The following is a 17316-nucleotide window of genomic DNA, read 5'->3' on the forward strand; positions in this document are numbered from 1 at the left end:
TTGCAAAGTATCTTTTACAGCAGGTCTTTTATCAACAACTCGGCCAGCTGCACAGCGTTGAGCGCCGCGCCTTTGCGTACGTTATCTGACGTCAGCCACAGATTAAGTTCCGACGGGTCGTCGATACCCTGGCGAACCCGACCCACGTAGACCACATCCTGCCCTACCGCATCGCCCACCGGTGTCGGGTAATCGCCGGCTTCCACCAGCTCGATGCCGGGCGCGTCTTCCAGGGCCGCATTGATTTTCCCCAGGTCGATCTCACTCGCGGACTGCAGGGCCACGCTATAGCTATCGCCAAAAAACACCGGGGCTTGAATGCAAGTGACGGAAATCTTCAATGAAGGCCGCGCCATGACCTGGCGCAGCTCACGCACCAGGCGTTTTTCCAGCAGCGTATGACCTTGCTCATCCGGTTTGCCGACCTGGGCCAACAGGTTGAAGGCCATCTGCCGATCAAAGAATTTCGGCTCCAGCGGCCGCACATTCAGCAGCTCGGCGGTCTGCCGGGCGAGTTCGCTCACGGCTTCGCGCCCCTGGGCCGATACCGCGAGGCTGGCGGTCAGGCTGATGCGCTGCAAATCGAGCAAATCCATCAGCGGCGCGAGTACCACCGCCAGCGTGGTGGCCGATGGGCTTGGACTGCTGACCTGAAAGGGTTTTTTCAAGCCGGCCAACACTTGGGCGTTGGCCTCAGGCACGACCTGTGGCGCCTTTTCGGCCGGCAGGGCACCGGAGAGATCGATCACCGAGCAACCGGCGTCTGTCGCCCGGGAAGCAAAACTCAACGAAACCGCCGGGCCGGCGGCAAAGAATGCCAACTGCACCTTGCTGAAGTCGAACTCATCGACCTCTCGCACCCGCACGTTCTTGCCGCGAAACGGCACCGAACTGCCGGCCGATTCGCTGCTGGCCAGCAGGTGAAGGGTGCCGATCGGGAAATCGCGCTCTTCGAGAATCTGCACGAGTGTTTCGCCGACAGTACCGGTGGCGCCGATCACGGCAATATCAATGGACTGGCTCATGGTTTGACCTCTGGCGAAACGGGGGGAGCGGCACTTTACCGGGTGGGTGACATGCAGGCAATTCTGTGGTGCCTGACCTGGCCCCTTCGCGAGCAGGCTCGCTCCCACAGGGGTTGATGGTGTACACAAATTTCCTATTCAACTGCAACTCTCTGTGGGAGCGAGCCTGCTCGCGATGAGGCCAGCACTGACGACGCTACTTCCATAAAAAAACCCGCGCCTCTTGCAAGGCGCGGGTTCTTTCATTTCATCAATCGATCAACGCTCGAGCAGGATCCGCAGCATGCGGCGCAGCGGTTCGGCCGCACCCCACAGCAACTGGTCGCCGACGGTGAACGCGCCGACAAACTGCGAACCCATGTTCAGCTTGCGCAGACGGCCAACCGGGATGTTCAGGGTGCCGGTGACCTTGTTCGGGCTCAGCTCCTGAATGCTGGTTTCGCGGCTGTTCGGCACCAGCTTGACCCAAGGGTTGTGCTGGCTGATCAGCCCTTCGATATCAGCGATCGGTACGTCTTTGTTCAGCTTGATGGTCAGCGCCTGGCTGTGGCAGCGCATGGCGCCGATGCGCACGCAGATGCCATCGACCGGGATCGGGCTCTTGAAGCGACCGAGGATCTTGTTGGTCTCTGCCTGGGCCTTCCACTCTTCGCGGCTCTGGCCGTTCGGCAGTTCCTTGTCGATCCACGGGATCAGGCTGCCGGCCAGCGGTACGCCGAAGTTTTCGGTCGGGTACGCGTCGCTGCGCATGGCTTCGGCCACACGGCGGTCGATGTCGAGGATCGCGCTGGCCGGATCGGCCAGTTGATCGGCAACAGCGGCGTGGGTCGCGCCCATTTGCTTGATCAGTTCACGCATGTTCTGCGCGCCGGCACCGGAGGCCGCCTGATAGGTCATGGCGCTCATCCACTCCACCAGCCCAGCCTCGAACAGACCACCGAGGCCCATCAGCATCAGGCTGACGGTGCAGTTGCCGCCGATGTAGTTCTTGGTGCCTGCATCCAGCTGCTGGTCGATGACCTTGCGGTTGACCGGATCCAGAACGATCACCGCGTCATCCTGCATGCGCAGGCTGGAAGCGGCATCGATCCAGTAACCCTGCCAGCCGGCTTCGCGCAGCTTGGGGAAGACTTCGCTGGTGTAGTCGCCACCCTGGCAGGTCAGAATCACGTCGAGGGTCTTCAGCTCTTCAATGCTGTAAGCGTCCTTGAGCGGAGCAATGTCCTTGCCCACGGACGGGCCTTGGCCACCGACATTGGAAGTGGTGAAAAACACCGGCTCGATAAGATCGAAATCCTGCTCTTCCAGCATCCGCTGCATGAGCACGGAACCGACCATGCCGCGCCAACCGATCAGACCTACACGTTTCATCGCAACTACACCTTCTTGAAATGTGGACCGCTACCTTGTCTTGAATTTGGCAGCGGGCCCGAGAGATTACAGATTCCGCAGCGCGGCGACTACTGCGTCACCCATTTCCTGCGTACCGACTTTAGTACAACCGGCCGACCAGATGTCGCCGGTGCGCAAGCCCTGATCCAGCACCAGGCTGACGGCTTTCTCGATGGCATCGGCCGCGGCTTGCTGGCTGAAGCTGTAGCGCAGCATCATCGACACCGACAAAATGGTCGCCAACGGGTTGGCGATGCCCTTGCCCGCGATGTCCGGCGCCGAACCGTGGCACGGCTCGTACATGCCCTTGTTGTGGGTGTCCAGAGACGCCGACGGCAGCATGCCGATCGAACCGGTAAGCATCGAGGCCTGGTCGGACAGGATGTCGCCGAACATGTTGTCGGTGACGATCACGTCGAACTGCTTCGGTGCGCGCACCAACTGCATCGCGGCGTTGTCGACGTACATGTGGCTCAGTTCGACTTCAGGATAATCCTTGGCCACTTGTTCGACCACTTCACGCCACAGTTGGCTGGAGGCCAGTACGTTGGCCTTGTCCACCGAGCACAGCTTCTTGCCACGAACCATGGCCATGTCGAAACCGACACGGGCGATACGACGGATTTCGCTTTCGCTGTACGGCAGGGTGTCATAAGACTGACGCTCGCCGTTTTCCAGGGTGCGGGTGCCGCGAGGCGCGCCAAAGTAGATACCGCCGGTCAGCTCACGCACGATCAGGATGTCCAGCCCGGAAACGATTTCCGGCTTCAGGCTGGAAGCCTCGGCCAGTTGCGGGTACAGGATCGCCGGGCGCAGGTTGCCGAACAGGCCCAGTTGCGCACGGATCTTCAACAGGCCGCGCTCAGGGCGGATGTCACGTTCGATGGCATCCCATTTCGGACCGCCAACGGCGCCCAGCAATACGGCGTCGGCCGCGCGGGCACGTTCCAGAGTCTCGTCGGCCAGGGGCACGCCGTGCTTGTCGATGGCAGCACCACCGATCACGTCATGGCTCAGCTCGAAGCCCAGGGCGAACTTGTCGCTGGCCAACTCCAGCACCTTGACCGCTTCGGCCATGATTTCCGGACCAATACCGTCACCTGGGAGAATCAGAATCTGCTTGCTCATGCTTTCCTCATGTCATCAGTCGGTGCGCCTTTGGCGCACCCGGAAAAATTCTATCGATCGGTGCCTATCTTTCTACAAACAGCACCAATACATCGGTACTGAACGAACCATCGGCCTCAATCTCGAAATATTCGCGTACTTCGTTGCCCATCGACTGCTGCAATTCGCGGATCGCCGCGCGCATCACTTCAGGCGTGCGCATGCGCTCGACCCAGCTGTTGTACTCCAGGCGCAAACGCTGACGCGTGGTACTGCGGGTGTGCAGCCCCGCCTCGCTGACCTGGCGCAACCACTCGCCGGCGGAATAATCGCGCACATGGCTGGTGTCGCGCAGCACTTCGACGCTTTGCAGGTAAGTGTCGAACAGCGGGCTACCCGGTGACAATACGTCGACGAATGCCGCCACACCGCCCGGCTTCAGGACTCGACGCACCTCCCGCAGGGCCACGCCCAGATCGCTCCAATGGTGCGCCGAATAACGGCTGAAGACGAAATCGAATTCGCCATCGGCGAACGGCAGGCGCTCAGCGGCACCGTTGACCGTGGACACGTTGCTCAAACCACGATCGACAGCGGCAGCGGTCACCACGTCGAGCATCTGTTGGGACAGGTCGTAAGCCACCACTTCTTTGACCAATGAGGCCACATGAAAACTCACGTGACCGGCACCGCAGCCCAGGTCCAGGACCCGGGCATCGCCCTGCCCTGCCAGCTCGGCCTGTAGCAGCGCAAATTCAGTGCCTTGAGCGTGTACGGCGCTGCTCAGGTAGGCCGAGGCCTGTTCACCGAATTGCTTCTGGACTACCTGGGTGTGCTGGGCGGTGCTGGTCATGGGGACTTCCTTTTGGGGCTTAGTCTTGGGGTGTCTCTACTGCCGCCATCGCTAGCAGGCTAGCTCCCACATTGGATCTATGGCGTACACAAGTCCCCTGTGGGAGCTAGCCTGCTAGCGATGAGGCCAGAGTGGCCTACATCAATGTCGGATCAATCAAGCGTCGCGAAACAACCACGGCTGGCTAGCCCGGTGCTTGGCCTCAAACGTCGCAATCGCCTCATGGTCCTGCAACGTCAGGCCGATATCGTCCAGGCCGTTGAGCAGACAATGTTTGCGGAAGGCATCGATTTCGAAGCTCAACACCTTGCCGTCAGGGCGGGTCACGGTCTGGGCTTGCAGATCGACCTGCAACTGGTAGCCCGGATTGGCCTCGACCTGCTGGAACAGCTCATCGACTTCGGCATCGCTCAAAATGATCGGCAGCAAGCCGTTCTTGAAGCTGTTGTTGAAGAAGATGTCGGCATAGCTCGGCGCGATGATGCTGCGGAAACCGTACTCTTCCAGCGCCCACGGCGCGTGTTCACGGCTGGATCCGCAACCGAAGTTCTCCCGGGCCAGCAACACGCTGGCGCCCTGGTAACGTTCGGCGTTGAGGACGAAGTCCTTGTTCAGCGGACGCTTGGAGTTGTCCTGGTAAGGCTGGCCCACATCCAGGTAGCGCCATTCATCGAACAGGTTCGGGCCAAAACCCGTGCGCTTGATCGACTTCAAGAATTGCTTCGGGATGATCTGGTCGGTGTCGACGTTGGCACGATCCAAAGGCGCGACAAGACCAGTATGTTGGGTAAATGCTCTCATGCTTACTGCGCTCCCTGAATCAATTCACGGACGTCGATGAAACGACCGTTCACAGCGGCTGCGGCGGCCATGGCCGGGCTGACGAGGTGGGTACGACCACCGGCGCCCTGACGGCCTTCGAAGTTACGGTTGGAGGTCGAGGCGCAATGCTCGCCGGACTCCAAACGGTCCGGGTTCATCGCCAGGCACATCGAGCAACCCGGCTCACGCCATTCGAAACCGGCTTCGAGGAAAATCTTGTCCAGGCCTTCCGATTCAGCCTGGGCTTTGACCAGACCCGAGCCCGGCACGACGATGGCCTGCTTGATGGTCGAGGCCACTTTGCGGCCCTTGGCGATCACGGCCGCAGCGCGCAGGTCCTCGATCCGCGAGTTGGTGCACGAACCGATGAACACGCGATCCAACTGAATGTCGGTGATCGCCTGGTTGGCGGTCAAACCCATGTACTTCAAGGCACGGACGATGGAGTCGCGCTTGACCAGGTCCATTTCCTTCGCGGGATCCGGCACGTTCTGATCCACCGCCAACACCATCTCAGGCGAAGTGCCCCAGCTGACTTGCGGCTTGATGTCGGCTGCATCGAGTTCAACAACGGTGTCGAAGACGGCGTCGGCATCGGAAACCAGGTCTTTCCAGGCTTCGACGGCCAGGTCCCATTCGGCGCCTTTCGGAGCAAATGGACGGCCCTTGACGTAGGCCACGGTTTTTTCGTCAGCCGCTACCAGGCCTACGCGAGCGCCGGCCTCGATGGACATGTTGCAAATGGTCATGCGGCCTTCGACGGACAGGTCGCGTATCGCGCTGCCAGCGAATTCGATGGCGTGGCCGTTGCCGCCGGCGGTGCCGATCTTGCCGATCACCGCGAGCACGATGTCCTTGGCGGTCACGCCGAACGGCAATTGGCCTTCGACGCTCACCAGCATGTTTTTCATTTTCTTGGCGACCAGGCACTGGGTGGCGAGCACATGCTCGACCTCGGAAGTGCCGATACCGTGAGCCAATGCGCCGAATGCGCCGTGGGTCGAGGTGTGGGAGTCGCCGCAGACCACGGTCATGCCCGGCAAGGTCGCGCCCTGCTCCGGGTCGATGACGTGGACGATGCCCTGGCGAACGTCGTTCATCTTGAACTCGACGATGCCGTATTCATCGCAGTTGTCATCGAGGGTCTGGACTTGCAGGCGCGAGACCTGGTCGACGATGGCGTCGATGCCACCCTTGCGCTCCGGCGTGGTCGGTACGTTGTGGTCCGGGGTCGCGATGTTGGCATCGATGCGCCATGGCTTGCGCCCGGCCAGACGCAGGCCTTCGAAGGCTTGCGGCGAGGTCACTTCGTGGATGATGTGACGATCGATGTAGATCAGCGCGGAGCCATCGTCGCGCTGCTTGACCAAATGCGAATCCCAGAGCTTGTCGTAGAGCGTTTTGCCGGCCATCAGACGGTTCCTCATCAGCTTGTTTCTATGCCAGAGAGGTCTGTATAGCGAGTTTCGTTAGTCAACTTCGGCGCCAGAAGCCCATATCCTGCGTTGCTGCTCCTCGCCATAGCGCGCTATGACTCGTCGCAGCGCCTTGGCTATGGACTTCTGGCATCCGAATTTGAACTAACAAACTCGCTACACAGACCTCTGGGTTTTGAAAGTCTCAATAACCCTTTGGCTTGTGAGGCTGATCCTATGGGGTTACATTAAATAACTCAAATTCATATTTTTTATGCTTTGGATAACCAATTGGAATGCGACTATGGATCTGGCCAACCTCAATGCTTTTATTGCCATCGCCGAGACCGGAAGCTTCTCCGGCGCCGGCGAACGGCTGCACCTGACCCAGCCTGCCATCAGCAAACGCATCGCCGGGCTGGAGCAGCAATTGAAGGTGCGGCTGTTCGATCGCCTGGGGCGTGAAGTGGGCCTGACCGAGGCCGGGCGCGCCCTGCTGCCGCGGGCCTACCAGATTCTCAATGTCCTCGATGATACGCGCCGCGCCCTGACCAACCTCACCGGCGAAGTGACCGGCCGTCTGACCCTGGCCACCAGTCACCACATCGGCCTGCACCGTTTGCCGCCCTTATTAAGGGAGTTCACCCGGCGCTACCCACAGGTGGCACTGGATATTCAGTTCCTCGATTCGGAAGTGGCCTACGAGGAAATTCTCCACGGCCGCGCCGAACTGGCGGTCATTACCCTGGCACCGGAACCCCACGCGCTGGTCAAGGCCACCCCGGTGTGGGACGACCCGCTGGATTTCGTGGTTGCCCCGGAGCATTCGCTGCTCAATAACGGCCAGGTCAGCCTGGCGGACATCGCCCGTCACCCGGCGGTCTTCCCCGGCGGCAACACCTTTACCCACCACATCGTGCAGCGGCTGTTTGAAGCCCAGGGCCTGACGCCAAACATCGCGATGAGCACCAACTACCTGGAAACCATCAAGATGATGGTCTCGATCGGCCTGGCCTGGAGCGTTTTGCCGCGCACCATGCTCGATGACCAAGTGGCGCGCATACCTTTGCCGGGCATACAGCTCACTCGCCAGCTAGGCTATATCCTGCACACGGAAAGGACACTGTCGAACGCCGCGCGGGCCTTCATGGCCCTGCTGGATGCTCAACTCGATCCGCCAGGGACTCAAGGCTAAGTTGTGCTACTCCTATAGAGCCGCGAATTCCCGTGCCAAACGCCCATTCAGCCTAAGGCTTGCCAATGCCCAAATCTGTTGACCGTATTCCGCCAATGCCGCGCATACAGGCACTTGACCCGAAAAACTCCGAACAGAGCTGGGAAAGTGCCTCGCAACTGTTGGCCGCGCTCAACGGCGCACGCCTGGGTGCCTGGTATTGGGACATCGAGCGCGGGCAGATCAGTTGGTCTCGGGGTACGCAGGCGCTGTTCGGCTTCGATCCCCGGCAACCGCTGCCACGGGATCTGGAATACCTTGACCTGCTGCCCCCGGAAGATCGCGCGAAAACCCTTCGCGCATTCCACGCGGTCATCGCTGGCGCACCACTGGAGCAAGCGATGCATCACCGCATCCGCTGGCCCGATGGCAGCCTGCACTGGCTGGAGATCAACGGCAGCCTGTTGCCGGACAAACACGGCCGGCCACGGATGATCGGTGTGATCCGCGAGATTACCCACCAGCGTCAGCGCGAACAGGCGTTGAGCAGCTCGGAAAAGCGCTTCGCCACCCTGTTCCACCTGTGCCCGAACATGGTCCTGCTGACCCGCCAGGAAGACGGCCTGATCTCCGAAGCCAACCAGTATTTCGAAAGCCTGTTCGGCTGGCCGGTGCAAAACGCGATCGGCCGCACTACCCTGGAGCTGGGCCTGTGGGTACACCCCGAGCAACGGGACGAACTGGTCAAGGCCACCAAAGCCAAAGGCGACCTGGTCAGCATGGAAGTGCAGTTTCGCGCCAGCAATGGGCAAATCCATGATGGCATCCTCAGTGCGCAAAAGGTCGAGCTCGAAGGCCAGCCCTATCTACTGAGCACCTTCCTTGACACCACCGAACGCAAAATCGCCGAACAGGCCCTCAAGGACAGCCAGGAACGTCTCGATCTGGCCCTGGACTCGGCGCAACTCGGCACCTGGGACTGGCACATTCCCAGCGGCATGCTCTACGGATCGGCACGGGCCGCCCAACTGCACGGCCTGGACGCCAAACCCTTTCACGAGTCCTTCGACGAGTTCTTCGAAGGCGTGCCCGGCGAAGAGCGCGACACCATGCGTGACGCTTACCGCAGCCTGCGTGAAGGCCCGGCCGGCAACTACCAATTGACCTACCGCGTGCAATTGCCCGACGGCAGTTCGCGCTACCTGGAAAGCCGTGCCCGCCTCTACCGTGATGACAGCGGCGTGCCGGTGCGCATGGCCGGTACATTGCTCGACATCACCGACCAGGTGGAGCGCGAACAACGGCTGGTGGCCTCCGAAGAAAAATTCGCCACGCTGTTCCAGGTCAGCCCCGATCCGATCTGCGTCACCCACCAGGACACCGGCCAGTTCATTGAAATCAACTCCAGCTTCACCCAGACCTTCGGCTGGAGCACCGCCGATGTGATCGGCCGCAGCGCCGACGAAATCGGCCTGTGGGACGCTTCGGCGAAAAGCCTGCGACGGATCGAACAAGTGATCCGCGAACAAGGCCTGAACAACGTGGCCATTCTCGTCCAGCACAAGGACGGACAGGTCCTGACCTGCGTGATTTCCAGCCGCCAGATCAGCGTCGGCGACCAGGCCTGCATCGTCACTACGCTGCGCGATATCACCCAGCAACAGCGCTCGGAAGCGGCGCTCAAGGCCAGTGAAGAGAAATTCGCCAAGGCCTTCCACTCCAGCCCCGACGCCATCACCATCACCGAGCGCGACACCGGACGCTATCTGGAGGTCAACGACGGTTTCTGCCGCCTGACCGGTTACCGCGCCGAGGAAGTGGTGGGCCGCACGGTGTATCAGGTCGGGATCTGGGCTGAAGAAAAACAACGCTCGGCGCTGCTGGCCGAATTGCAGATCAAGGGTCGGGTTCATCACCAGGAAATGCTCGGGCGCAACAAGCGCGGCGAACTGCTCACCGTCGAAGTCTCGGTGGAACCGATCACCCTCAACGAAACCGCCTGCCTGTTATTGACCGCACGCGACGTCAGCCTGCTGAAAAACGCCGAAGCGCAGATCCGCCACCTGGCCTACCACGACCCACTGACCAACCTGCCCAATCGTGCCTTGCTGATGGACCGTCTGAGCCAGCAGATCGCCCTGCTCAAACGCCACAACCTGCGCGGCGCGCTGATGTTCCTCGACCTCGACCATTTCAAGCACATCAACGACTCCCTCGGGCACCCGGTGGGCGACACGGTGCTGAAAATCATCACCGCGCGCCTGGAAGCCAGCGTGCGCATGGAGGACACCGTTGCGCGCCTGGGCGGTGACGAGTTCGTGATACTGCTCAGTGGCCTCGAAGGCTCGCGCAGCGAGGTCAGCGATCAGGTTCGCGAAGTGGCCGACACCATTCGCGAGCTGCTATCCGAACCAATGTTCCTCGACGGCCAGCGCCTGCAGGTAACCCCAAGCATCGGCATCGCCCTGATCCCCGATCACGGCTCGACCCCGACCGACCTGCTCAAGCGCGCGGACATCGCGCTTTATCGCGCCAAGGACTCGGGGCGCAATACCGCACAGATGTACCACAACACCATGCAGAAGGCCGCGAGTGAACGCTTGCGCATGGAAACCGACCTGCGCCTGGCGCTTTCCCGGGGCGAATTTCGCGTACATTACCAACCCCAGGTCGACGCCCGGGGCGACCGCATCGTCGGCGCCGAGGCCCTGGTACGCTGGAATCATCCGGAGCTCGGCCCGCAGTCACCCAACGAGTTCATCAAGGTACTGGAAGACAGCGGACTGATTCTGGAGGTCGGCACCTGGATCCTCGACGAAGCCTGCCAGGCCTTCAAGCAATTGATCGAAAACGGCCTGATAGACCCGCTAAGATTCAGCCTGTGCGTGAACATCAGCCCGCGCCAGTTCCGCCAGAACGACTTCGTCGAACGCGTCGAAAACAGCCTGTCCAGCCATGGCCTGCCCTGCTCCCTGTTGAAGCTGGAAATCACCGAAGGCATCGTCATCCAGAACCTGGAAGACACCATCAGCAAAATGCGCCGCCTGAAAAAACTCGGCGTAAGCTTCGCCATGGACGACTTCGGCACCGGCTATTCCTCGCTGACCTACCTCAAGCGCCTGCCAGTCGATACCCTGAAAATCGACAAGTCGTTCATCCGCGACGCCACCAGCGACCCGAACGACGCCGAGATCATCCGCGCCATCGTCGCCATGGCCCACAGCCTGGATTTGAAGGTGATTGCCGAAGGGGTGGAAACAGCGGAGCAGCTGGAGTTCTTGCAGGGGTTGGACTGTCACTTCTACCAAGGGTATTTGCACAGTCAGCCGTTGCCGGTGGAGGAGTTTCAAAAACTGCTGAAGTGACGAGCACAAAAAAGGGCGCCAATGGCGCCCTTCTTCTTGCTCTGACTCAGTGTTGCAGAGCCTTCTTCTGCGTGCCGTTGATCGGGATGCGCTTGGCTTTCGCCTCTTCCGGTACCACCCGCAGCAGGTCGATGCTCAACAGACCATTACTCAGACCGGCAGCCTTGATCTCGATGTGATCAGCCAGACGGAAGGACAGTTTGAAGGCACGTTGCGCAATGCCCTGATACAGATAAGTGACGTCTTCGTCCGCGTCGCGTTTACCGCCACTGATGGTCAGCACACCTTTCTCGACTTCGAGTTCCAGATCTTCTTCCTGGAAACCTGCCGCGGCAATTACGATGCGGTATTGATCGTCGCCGTGTTTCTCCACGTTATAGGGTGGATAGCTGCTGCCTGGCTCGTTGCGCAGGGCGGTCTCGAACAGGTCGTTGAAACGGTCGAAACCTACCGAGGAACGGAACAGTGGGGCCATGGAAAATGTAGTAGCCATGATGCAAATCTCCTGAAAACAATCAGCAAGGTTTTTTGTCTCCGCGACCCGAATTCGGCATCGCGTAATCCTTAGATAGGGACCGCTGATTGCATTTCAAGAGATTGTTTTCTGCTTTTTTCATAAAAAGTTTCAGGCCGCTGCCGCCACCGGCAGCCCCAGCAAACGCGAGACGTTATCCAGCTCGGTCTCACGACGCAGCACGGTGAACAGCTCTACCGCCTCGGGATAATTGCGGGTCAGCATCGCCAGCCATTGCTTCAGGCGGCCCGGCGACTGGCGTGGCGTCATCTGTGCCTTGGCTTGCAGCCAGAAGTCCTGGATCAGCGGCAGCAACTCGGCCCACGTCATCTCGACCACTTCTTCACCGGCCCGCGCTGCGGCGATCTGCCGGGCAAGGTCCGGACGCGAAACCAGGCCGCGACCAAGCATGATGTCTTCAACGCCGCTGATCTCGCGGCAGCGACGCCAGTCTTCGACGCTCCAGATGTCGCCGTTGGCGAACACCGGAACCTTGACCACGTCCTGCACCCGCGGAATCCACTCCCAGTGCGCCGGCGGCTTGTAGCCGTCGACCTTGGTCCGCGCGTGCACCACGATGTGTTCGGCGCCGCCTTCGGCCAGGGCCGTGGCACATACCAGCGAACCGTCCGGGCTGTCGAAGCCCAGGCGCATCTTGGCGGTGACCGGAATGTGCGCGGGGACGGCACGACGGACATGCTCGACGATCTGGTTGAGCAGCTCGGGCTCCTTGAGCAATACCGCGCCACCACGGGATTTGTTGACGGTCTTGGCTGGACAGCCGAAATTCAGGTCGATCACTTCGGAACCCAGCTCGCAGGCCAGCGCGGCATTTTCCGCCAGGCACACGGGATCGGAACCGAGCAATTGCACACGCAGCGGCACGCCGGAGGCCGTCCGGGCGCCGTTGAGCAACTCCGGGCCGAACTTGTGGAAATAGGCAGGTGTCAGCAACTGGTCGTTGACCCGAATGAACTCGGTCACGCACCAGTCAATACCACCCACGCGGGTCAACACATCGCGCAGGATGTCGTCGACCAACCCCTCCATGGGCGCCAAAGCAATTTGCATGAAAAACACACTCGAGGAAAAACGTGCGGCAGTTTACTGGATTGCGCGAAGAATCTGCAGAACATCACAAATCCCCCCTGTAGGAGCAGCCGGTCGACGCTCGATTGCTCGCGAAAAACCTGAGACCACCGTGGGGAGCCAGGCTGGTCGCGTTATCGTTGACGACCATCGCGAGCGAGCTCGCTCCTACATTGGTTAGAGCGATAGCAACGCCGGGCCATAGCCTTCGATGAACTCCGCCGGCATGCGCTTGGGTTTGCCGCTCGACAGTTCGATACAGACGAAGGTGGTTTGCGCGCGCAGCAAGGTCGAATTGTCACTGGGTCGGATCAACTGGAAGTGCCGGGTCATTTTCAGGCGTTGGTCCCAATCCACGATCCAGGTCGCCAATTGCAATTCATCGTCCTCATAGGCAGCCGCCAGGTAATCGATCTCGTGCCGCACCACCGCCATCGCCCGGTCCAGCCGACGATATTCGACCAGGTCCAGGCCCAGGCGCTGGGAGTGGCGCCAGGCACAGCGTTCGAGCCAGGTCACATAGACCGCGTTGTTCGCGTGCCCCAACCCGTCAATGTCCTCGGCGCTCACTTGCAGATCAATGATGAACGGCGTTTCCCGATCCCAGCCCATGCCCGACTCCCTGGTCAGATAATTTCGACCAGGGCAGTGTAACGGAAGCTCAGGCGGATTGGCGTGATTGCAGGCTGCGCCCGGCCAGCAGTGATAACACACCATCGATCACCCGAGGGTCGGCCAACACTCGCTGATGACCACCCTCTTTCAAACGCAGCAAGCGGCTGTCGAACCACGCTTCGTGAATCAGCTGGGATTCCTTCACCAAGACGAAGTTGTCGTCTTCGGCGTGGACAACCAGACCGGGCATGTCGAGTTGATAGTGCGCGACATCCAGCGTCGCGGCTCGCATGCCGACGTCTTGCTCGACCTGGCGAATGAACGCCGAGCGGGCCTTCGGTGGCAGCCCGACATAGCGGGCAAAGCCACGCAACACGCCGAGAATCCGCGCCGGAGCCGCAATGGTGACCAGGGTTTCGGTGCGCAAGCCCAACTGGACCGCGAGCATGGCGCTGGCGCCGCCCATGGAGTGGCCGATGACCGCTTGCAGAGGTGGCAGTTCGGCGGCCGCTTCGAGCATGGCGCGAGCGAACAGCACCACATTCGCTTCGCTGCCCGGCGAGCGACCGTGGGCCGGACCATCCAGGGCCACGACCGAGTAACCGGCATCGACCAGCGCCGTGATGAGGCTGGCAAACTGCGTCGGCCGCCCTTCCCAACCATGCATCAGCAAGACTGCCGGGCCTTGGCCCCAGCGCAGGGCCGAGAGGCCAAAACGCAGGGTGATCCGCTCGGACTTGGCCAGCAGTGGCAACTCCCAGTCACGCAGCGGCAGATCCCTTGGCGTCATGAACGCCTGTCGCATTTTGCTTGCGACCAGTTTCGGGGCAAACCAGCCCAAGGTGCCATTAACGCCACGAACCCACTTTAACGCGCTCATCGCATTCTCCTCAGGCCGCAGCCTTCAGGTCAACGCACTGCCGATTTGGCGGCACGCAGTAATCGATCGGACAACTCTCCAGGCCCCAGCGCCCGCGCCAGAGCCAACCCACCCACCATCAAGGCCATGTCGGCCAGGGCTTTTTCGGTTTCTTCAGGGCTGGCCGCCAACTGCGCGACCATCAATTCCACATGCTCATTGAGCGCAACACGAAACGCTTCCGGCAGCCGCCCCAGTTCGCCGACCGATGCCGGGATCGGACAGGCCGATTCGGAGGAATCACGGTGCTTGCGCGACAGATAGAACGCTGCCACCAGCGCGCGGCGCTCTTCGCCGGTCAACTGCGCGTCCATGTCGGCAATCAGGTCGCGGCGGTGACCGAGCAATTGCCTGAACGCCTCGAGCATCATCGCGTCCTTGCTTTCGAAGTGGGCGTAGAAGCCGCCGACCGTCAGGCCCGCCGCACCCATCACTTCGCCCACACTTGGCTCGGCCGGGCCGCGCTGAATCAGCGCTGCGCTGGCGGCCTTGAGGATGCGTTCGCGGGTTTGAGCTTTTTTATCGTTCATCGTCGCCTCCGAATATTACGATTGAAATATTATTCTCATAATAAATTTTAGCAAGTCATGGACATGACCGCTGGTCTGAAGAACAGTTTTTTGGAAATGGGAGGGTTTTTGTCAAACGCCAGACAAACAAAAGGGCCATTCAATAATTGAATGACCCTTATAAAATCCCGCAGAGCGGGTAATCGTGGCGTCCCCTAGGGGACTCGAACCCCTGTTACCGCCGTGAAAGGGCGGTGTCCTAGGCCACTAGACGAAGGGGACACAAACCCTTCTATACAACTGATCAGTGCTGAGTGCTGATCGATTCAAGGCCGGTGTGGCCAGACCTTGAACTGTAAAATTGGTGGAGCTAAGCGGGATCGAACCGCTGACCTCCTGCATGCCATGCAGGCGCTCTCCCAGCTGAGCTATAGCCCCGGATTTTTCGCCTCGCGGCGGAGCGACATCTTGCAACATCGCTTCTGTAAAACTGGCGTCCCCTAGGGGACTCGAACCCCTGTTACCGCCGTGAAAGGGCGGTGTCCTAGGCCACTAGACGAAGGGGACGCAAACCCTTCTATACAACTGATCAGTGCTGAGTGCTGATCGCTTCAAGACCGGTGTGGCCAAGTCTTGAAGTGTAAATTGGTGGAGCTAGACGGGATCGAACCGTCGACCTCTTGCATGCCATGCAAGCGCTCTCCCAGCTGAGCTATAGCCCCTCATCGTTGATGTCATCGCTGAGGACGGGGCGAATCTTAAGGGCGTATCGAAAGTCTGTCAAACTTATTTTTGAAAAATTTCAAAATTTTTTGCCGACATAACAACCACTTACCGCCCTCCCCCTCGTAAATTCAGGGGGAGCGCCGAAGAACGGGAGCAAAAGATCCCGGCCTTCGGCCATTACCGCAGAGGCAAACGCAATCAGGCGATAGCGCCCAACAGCTTTTCCCACTCTTTGTTTTCTTTCTTCGACACGCCGCCCAGCAGGTCAATGGCCTGGCGCAGACGGAAACGGGTCAGGTCCGGCCCGAGGATTTCCATCGCATCGAGCACCGACACCGAGCTGGCCTGGCCGGTGATCGCAGCGAACATCAGCGGCATGGCATCACGCAGCTTCAGCTCCAGGGACTCGACCACAGCCTGAATGGTTGCGGTGATGCTGTCCTTCTCCCACTGACGCAGGCTTTCGAGCTTCCACAGGATCAACTGCATCAACTGGCGGACCTGATCGCCCGACAGCTTCTTGGATTCGAACAGCTTGGCATCGGGGTTCACGCCACCGGCAAAGAAAAACCCGGCCAGTGGTGCCACCTGGCTGAAGGTTTCGACCCGGCCCTGCACATGCGGCGCGATTTTCATCATGTATTCGGAGTTGAACGCCCACTTCTGCACGCGCGCGGCGAACTCTTCCACCGGCAGGTCGCGCAGCCACTGGCCGTTGAGCCACGACAGCTTCTCGATGTCGAAGATCGGCCCGCCGAGGGACACGCGCTTGAGGTCGAAGTTGTCGACCATTTCCTGCAGCGAGAACTTCTCGCGCTCGTCCGGCATCGACCAGCCCATGCGCCCCAGGTAGTTGAGCATCGCTTCGGGCATGAAGCCCATGCGCTCGTAGAAGGTCACCGAGGTCGGGTTTTTGCGCTTGGACAGCTTACTCTTGTCCGGGTTACGCAGCAGCGGCATGTAGCACAGCTCCGGTTGTTCCCAGCCGAAGTATTCGTAAAGCAGGATCAGCTTCGGTGCCGATGGCAGCCACTCTTCGCCACGCAATACGTGGGTGATGCCCATCAGATGGTCATCGACCACGTTGGCCAGGAAGTACGTCGGCAGGCCGTCGGTCTTCATCAGGACTTGCATGTCCATGCGGTCCCACGGGATCTCGACGTCGCCACGCAGCATGTCCGGCACCACGCAGACGCCTTCGCTTGGTACTTTCATCCGGATAACGTGGGGCTCGCCAGCCGCCAGGCGACGGGCGACTTCTTCCTTCGACAGCAGCAGCGCGCGGCCGTCGTAGCGCGGGGTTTCACCACGGGCCATCTGCTCGGCGCGCATCTGATCCAGCTCTTCGGCAGTGCAGAAGCACGGGAAAGCATGACCGAGCTCTACAAGCTGCTGGCAATACTTCTGATAAATATCGCCGCGCTCGCTTTGACGGTACGGACCGTGCGGGCCGCCGACGTCCGGGCCTTCGCTCCAGTCGATCCCGAGCCAGCGCAAGGCGTCGAAAATCTGCTGTTCGGACTCGCGAGTCGAACGCAGTTGGTCGGTGTCTTCGATCCGCAGGATGAACTCACCGCCGTGCTGCTTGGCAAAGCAGTAGTTGAACAAGGCGATGTAAGCGGTACCTACGTGGGGATCCCCGGTAGGCGATGGCGCGATGCGAGTGCGGACGGTGGTCATGGCATGTCTCGAAAAGAAAAAAAGCAAAGTTCAAACAAGGCGCGAATGGTAACAGGCGATACCCGCCCGGCTCCAGCGAACAGGGCATTTAAGCCAAGGTTGCGGCTGTAA

General features: G+C 60.4%; 14 protein-coding genes and 4 tRNA genes. 2 read left to right on the forward strand and 16 right to left on the reverse strand.

Features of this window, described 5'->3' with window-relative positions:
* Positions 1-14: 14 nt before the first annotated feature.
* The 6 genes from AC3ITA_RS18570 to leuC all read right to left on the reverse strand — a co-directional run bounded on the left by AC3ITA_RS18570 (position 15) and on the right by leuC (position 6611).
* Positions 15-1025, reverse strand: a complete 1011-nt coding sequence (locus AC3ITA_RS18570) for an aspartate-semialdehyde dehydrogenase (protein WP_489278171.1) — start codon at positions 1023-1025, stop codon at positions 15-17.
* A gap of 258 nt (positions 1026-1283) precedes the next feature.
* The gene (gene asd / locus AC3ITA_RS18575) at positions 1284-2396 is read right to left on the reverse strand and encodes an aspartate-semialdehyde dehydrogenase (RefSeq protein WP_007975660.1); all 1113 of its coding nucleotides are present in this window, start codon (positions 2394-2396) and stop codon (positions 1284-1286) included.
* Positions 2397-2462: 66 nt separating this feature from the next.
* The gene (gene leuB, locus AC3ITA_RS18580; RefSeq protein WP_095943680.1) at positions 2463-3545 is read right to left on the reverse strand and encodes a 3-isopropylmalate dehydrogenase; all 1083 of its coding nucleotides are present in this window, start codon (positions 3543-3545) and stop codon (positions 2463-2465) included.
* 64 nt (positions 3546-3609) lie between these two features.
* Complete coding sequence (locus tag AC3ITA_RS18585; protein WP_095943681.1) at positions 3610-4377, reverse strand: class I SAM-dependent methyltransferase; 768 nt, start codon at positions 4375-4377, stop codon at positions 3610-3612.
* A 156-nt stretch (positions 4378-4533) separates the two neighbouring features.
* Positions 4534-5178: a 3-isopropylmalate dehydratase small subunit gene (gene leuD, locus AC3ITA_RS18590; protein WP_045057951.1), complete on the reverse strand. Its 645-nt coding sequence runs from the start codon at positions 5176-5178 to the stop codon at positions 4534-4536.
* A 2-nt stretch (positions 5179-5180) separates the two neighbouring features.
* Positions 5181-6611 carry a 3-isopropylmalate dehydratase large subunit gene (leuC, locus tag AC3ITA_RS18595; RefSeq protein WP_489278172.1) on the reverse strand — a complete coding sequence of 477 codons (1431 nt, stop codon included), beginning with the start codon at positions 6609-6611 and terminating at the stop codon, positions 5181-5183.
* Between the two features lie 307 nt (positions 6612-6918).
* Here leuC and AC3ITA_RS18600 point away from each other — a divergent pair, with 307 nt between their 5' ends.
* Together AC3ITA_RS18600 and AC3ITA_RS18605 are read left to right on the forward strand one after the other, a co-directional pair.
* A complete protein-coding gene (locus tag AC3ITA_RS18600) occupies positions 6919-7809 on the forward strand; it encodes a LysR family transcriptional regulator (protein WP_095943684.1) in 891 nt (296 codons plus the stop codon).
* A 65-nt stretch (positions 7810-7874) separates the two neighbouring features.
* Positions 7875-11153 carry a PAS domain S-box protein gene (locus AC3ITA_RS18605; protein ID WP_489278173.1) on the forward strand — a complete coding sequence of 1093 codons (3279 nt, stop codon included), beginning with the start codon at positions 7875-7877 and terminating at the stop codon, positions 11151-11153.
* A 46-nt stretch (positions 11154-11199) separates the two neighbouring features.
* Here AC3ITA_RS18605 and AC3ITA_RS18610 read toward each other — a convergent pair whose 3' ends face one another.
* The 10 genes from AC3ITA_RS18610 to gltX all read right to left on the reverse strand — a co-directional run bounded on the left by AC3ITA_RS18610 (position 11200) and on the right by gltX (position 17205).
* Positions 11200-11646, reverse strand: a complete 447-nt coding sequence (locus AC3ITA_RS18610) for an Hsp20 family protein (RefSeq protein WP_095943686.1) — start codon at positions 11644-11646, stop codon at positions 11200-11202.
* A 132-nt stretch (positions 11647-11778) separates the two neighbouring features.
* On the reverse strand, positions 11779-12738 hold the full coding sequence (locus tag AC3ITA_RS18615) for a tRNA dihydrouridine synthase (RefSeq protein WP_095943687.1): 960 nt from the start codon (positions 12736-12738) through the stop codon (positions 11779-11781).
* A gap of 195 nt (positions 12739-12933) precedes the next feature.
* Positions 12934-13368, reverse strand: a complete 435-nt coding sequence (locus AC3ITA_RS18620) for an acyl-CoA thioesterase (protein WP_489278174.1) — start codon at positions 13366-13368, stop codon at positions 12934-12936.
* 49 nt (positions 13369-13417) lie between these two features.
* Complete coding sequence (locus tag AC3ITA_RS18625; RefSeq protein WP_489278175.1) at positions 13418-14251, reverse strand: alpha/beta fold hydrolase; 834 nt, start codon at positions 14249-14251, stop codon at positions 13418-13420.
* A gap of 29 nt (positions 14252-14280) precedes the next feature.
* Positions 14281-14820 (reverse strand): TetR/AcrR family transcriptional regulator, encoded by a 540-nt coding sequence (locus tag AC3ITA_RS18630; protein ID WP_008050839.1) that lies wholly within the window; start codon positions 14818-14820, stop codon positions 14281-14283.
* A 185-nt stretch (positions 14821-15005) separates the two neighbouring features.
* Positions 15006-15081 (reverse strand) — tRNA-Glu (locus tag AC3ITA_RS18635).
* A gap of 80 nt (positions 15082-15161) precedes the next feature.
* Positions 15162-15237 (reverse strand) — tRNA-Ala (locus tag AC3ITA_RS18640).
* A gap of 53 nt (positions 15238-15290) precedes the next feature.
* Positions 15291-15366, reverse strand: a tRNA-Glu gene (locus tag AC3ITA_RS18645).
* A 79-nt stretch (positions 15367-15445) separates the two neighbouring features.
* Positions 15446-15521 (reverse strand) — tRNA-Ala (locus tag AC3ITA_RS18650).
* A gap of 202 nt (positions 15522-15723) precedes the next feature.
* Entirely contained in the window at positions 15724-17205 is a 1482-nt protein-coding gene (gene gltX / locus AC3ITA_RS18655) for a glutamate--tRNA ligase (RefSeq protein WP_007997532.1), read from the reverse strand.
* Positions 17206-17316: the final 111 nt, after the last annotated feature.

This window comes from Pseudomonas sp. GL_090 (assembly GCF_057837765.1).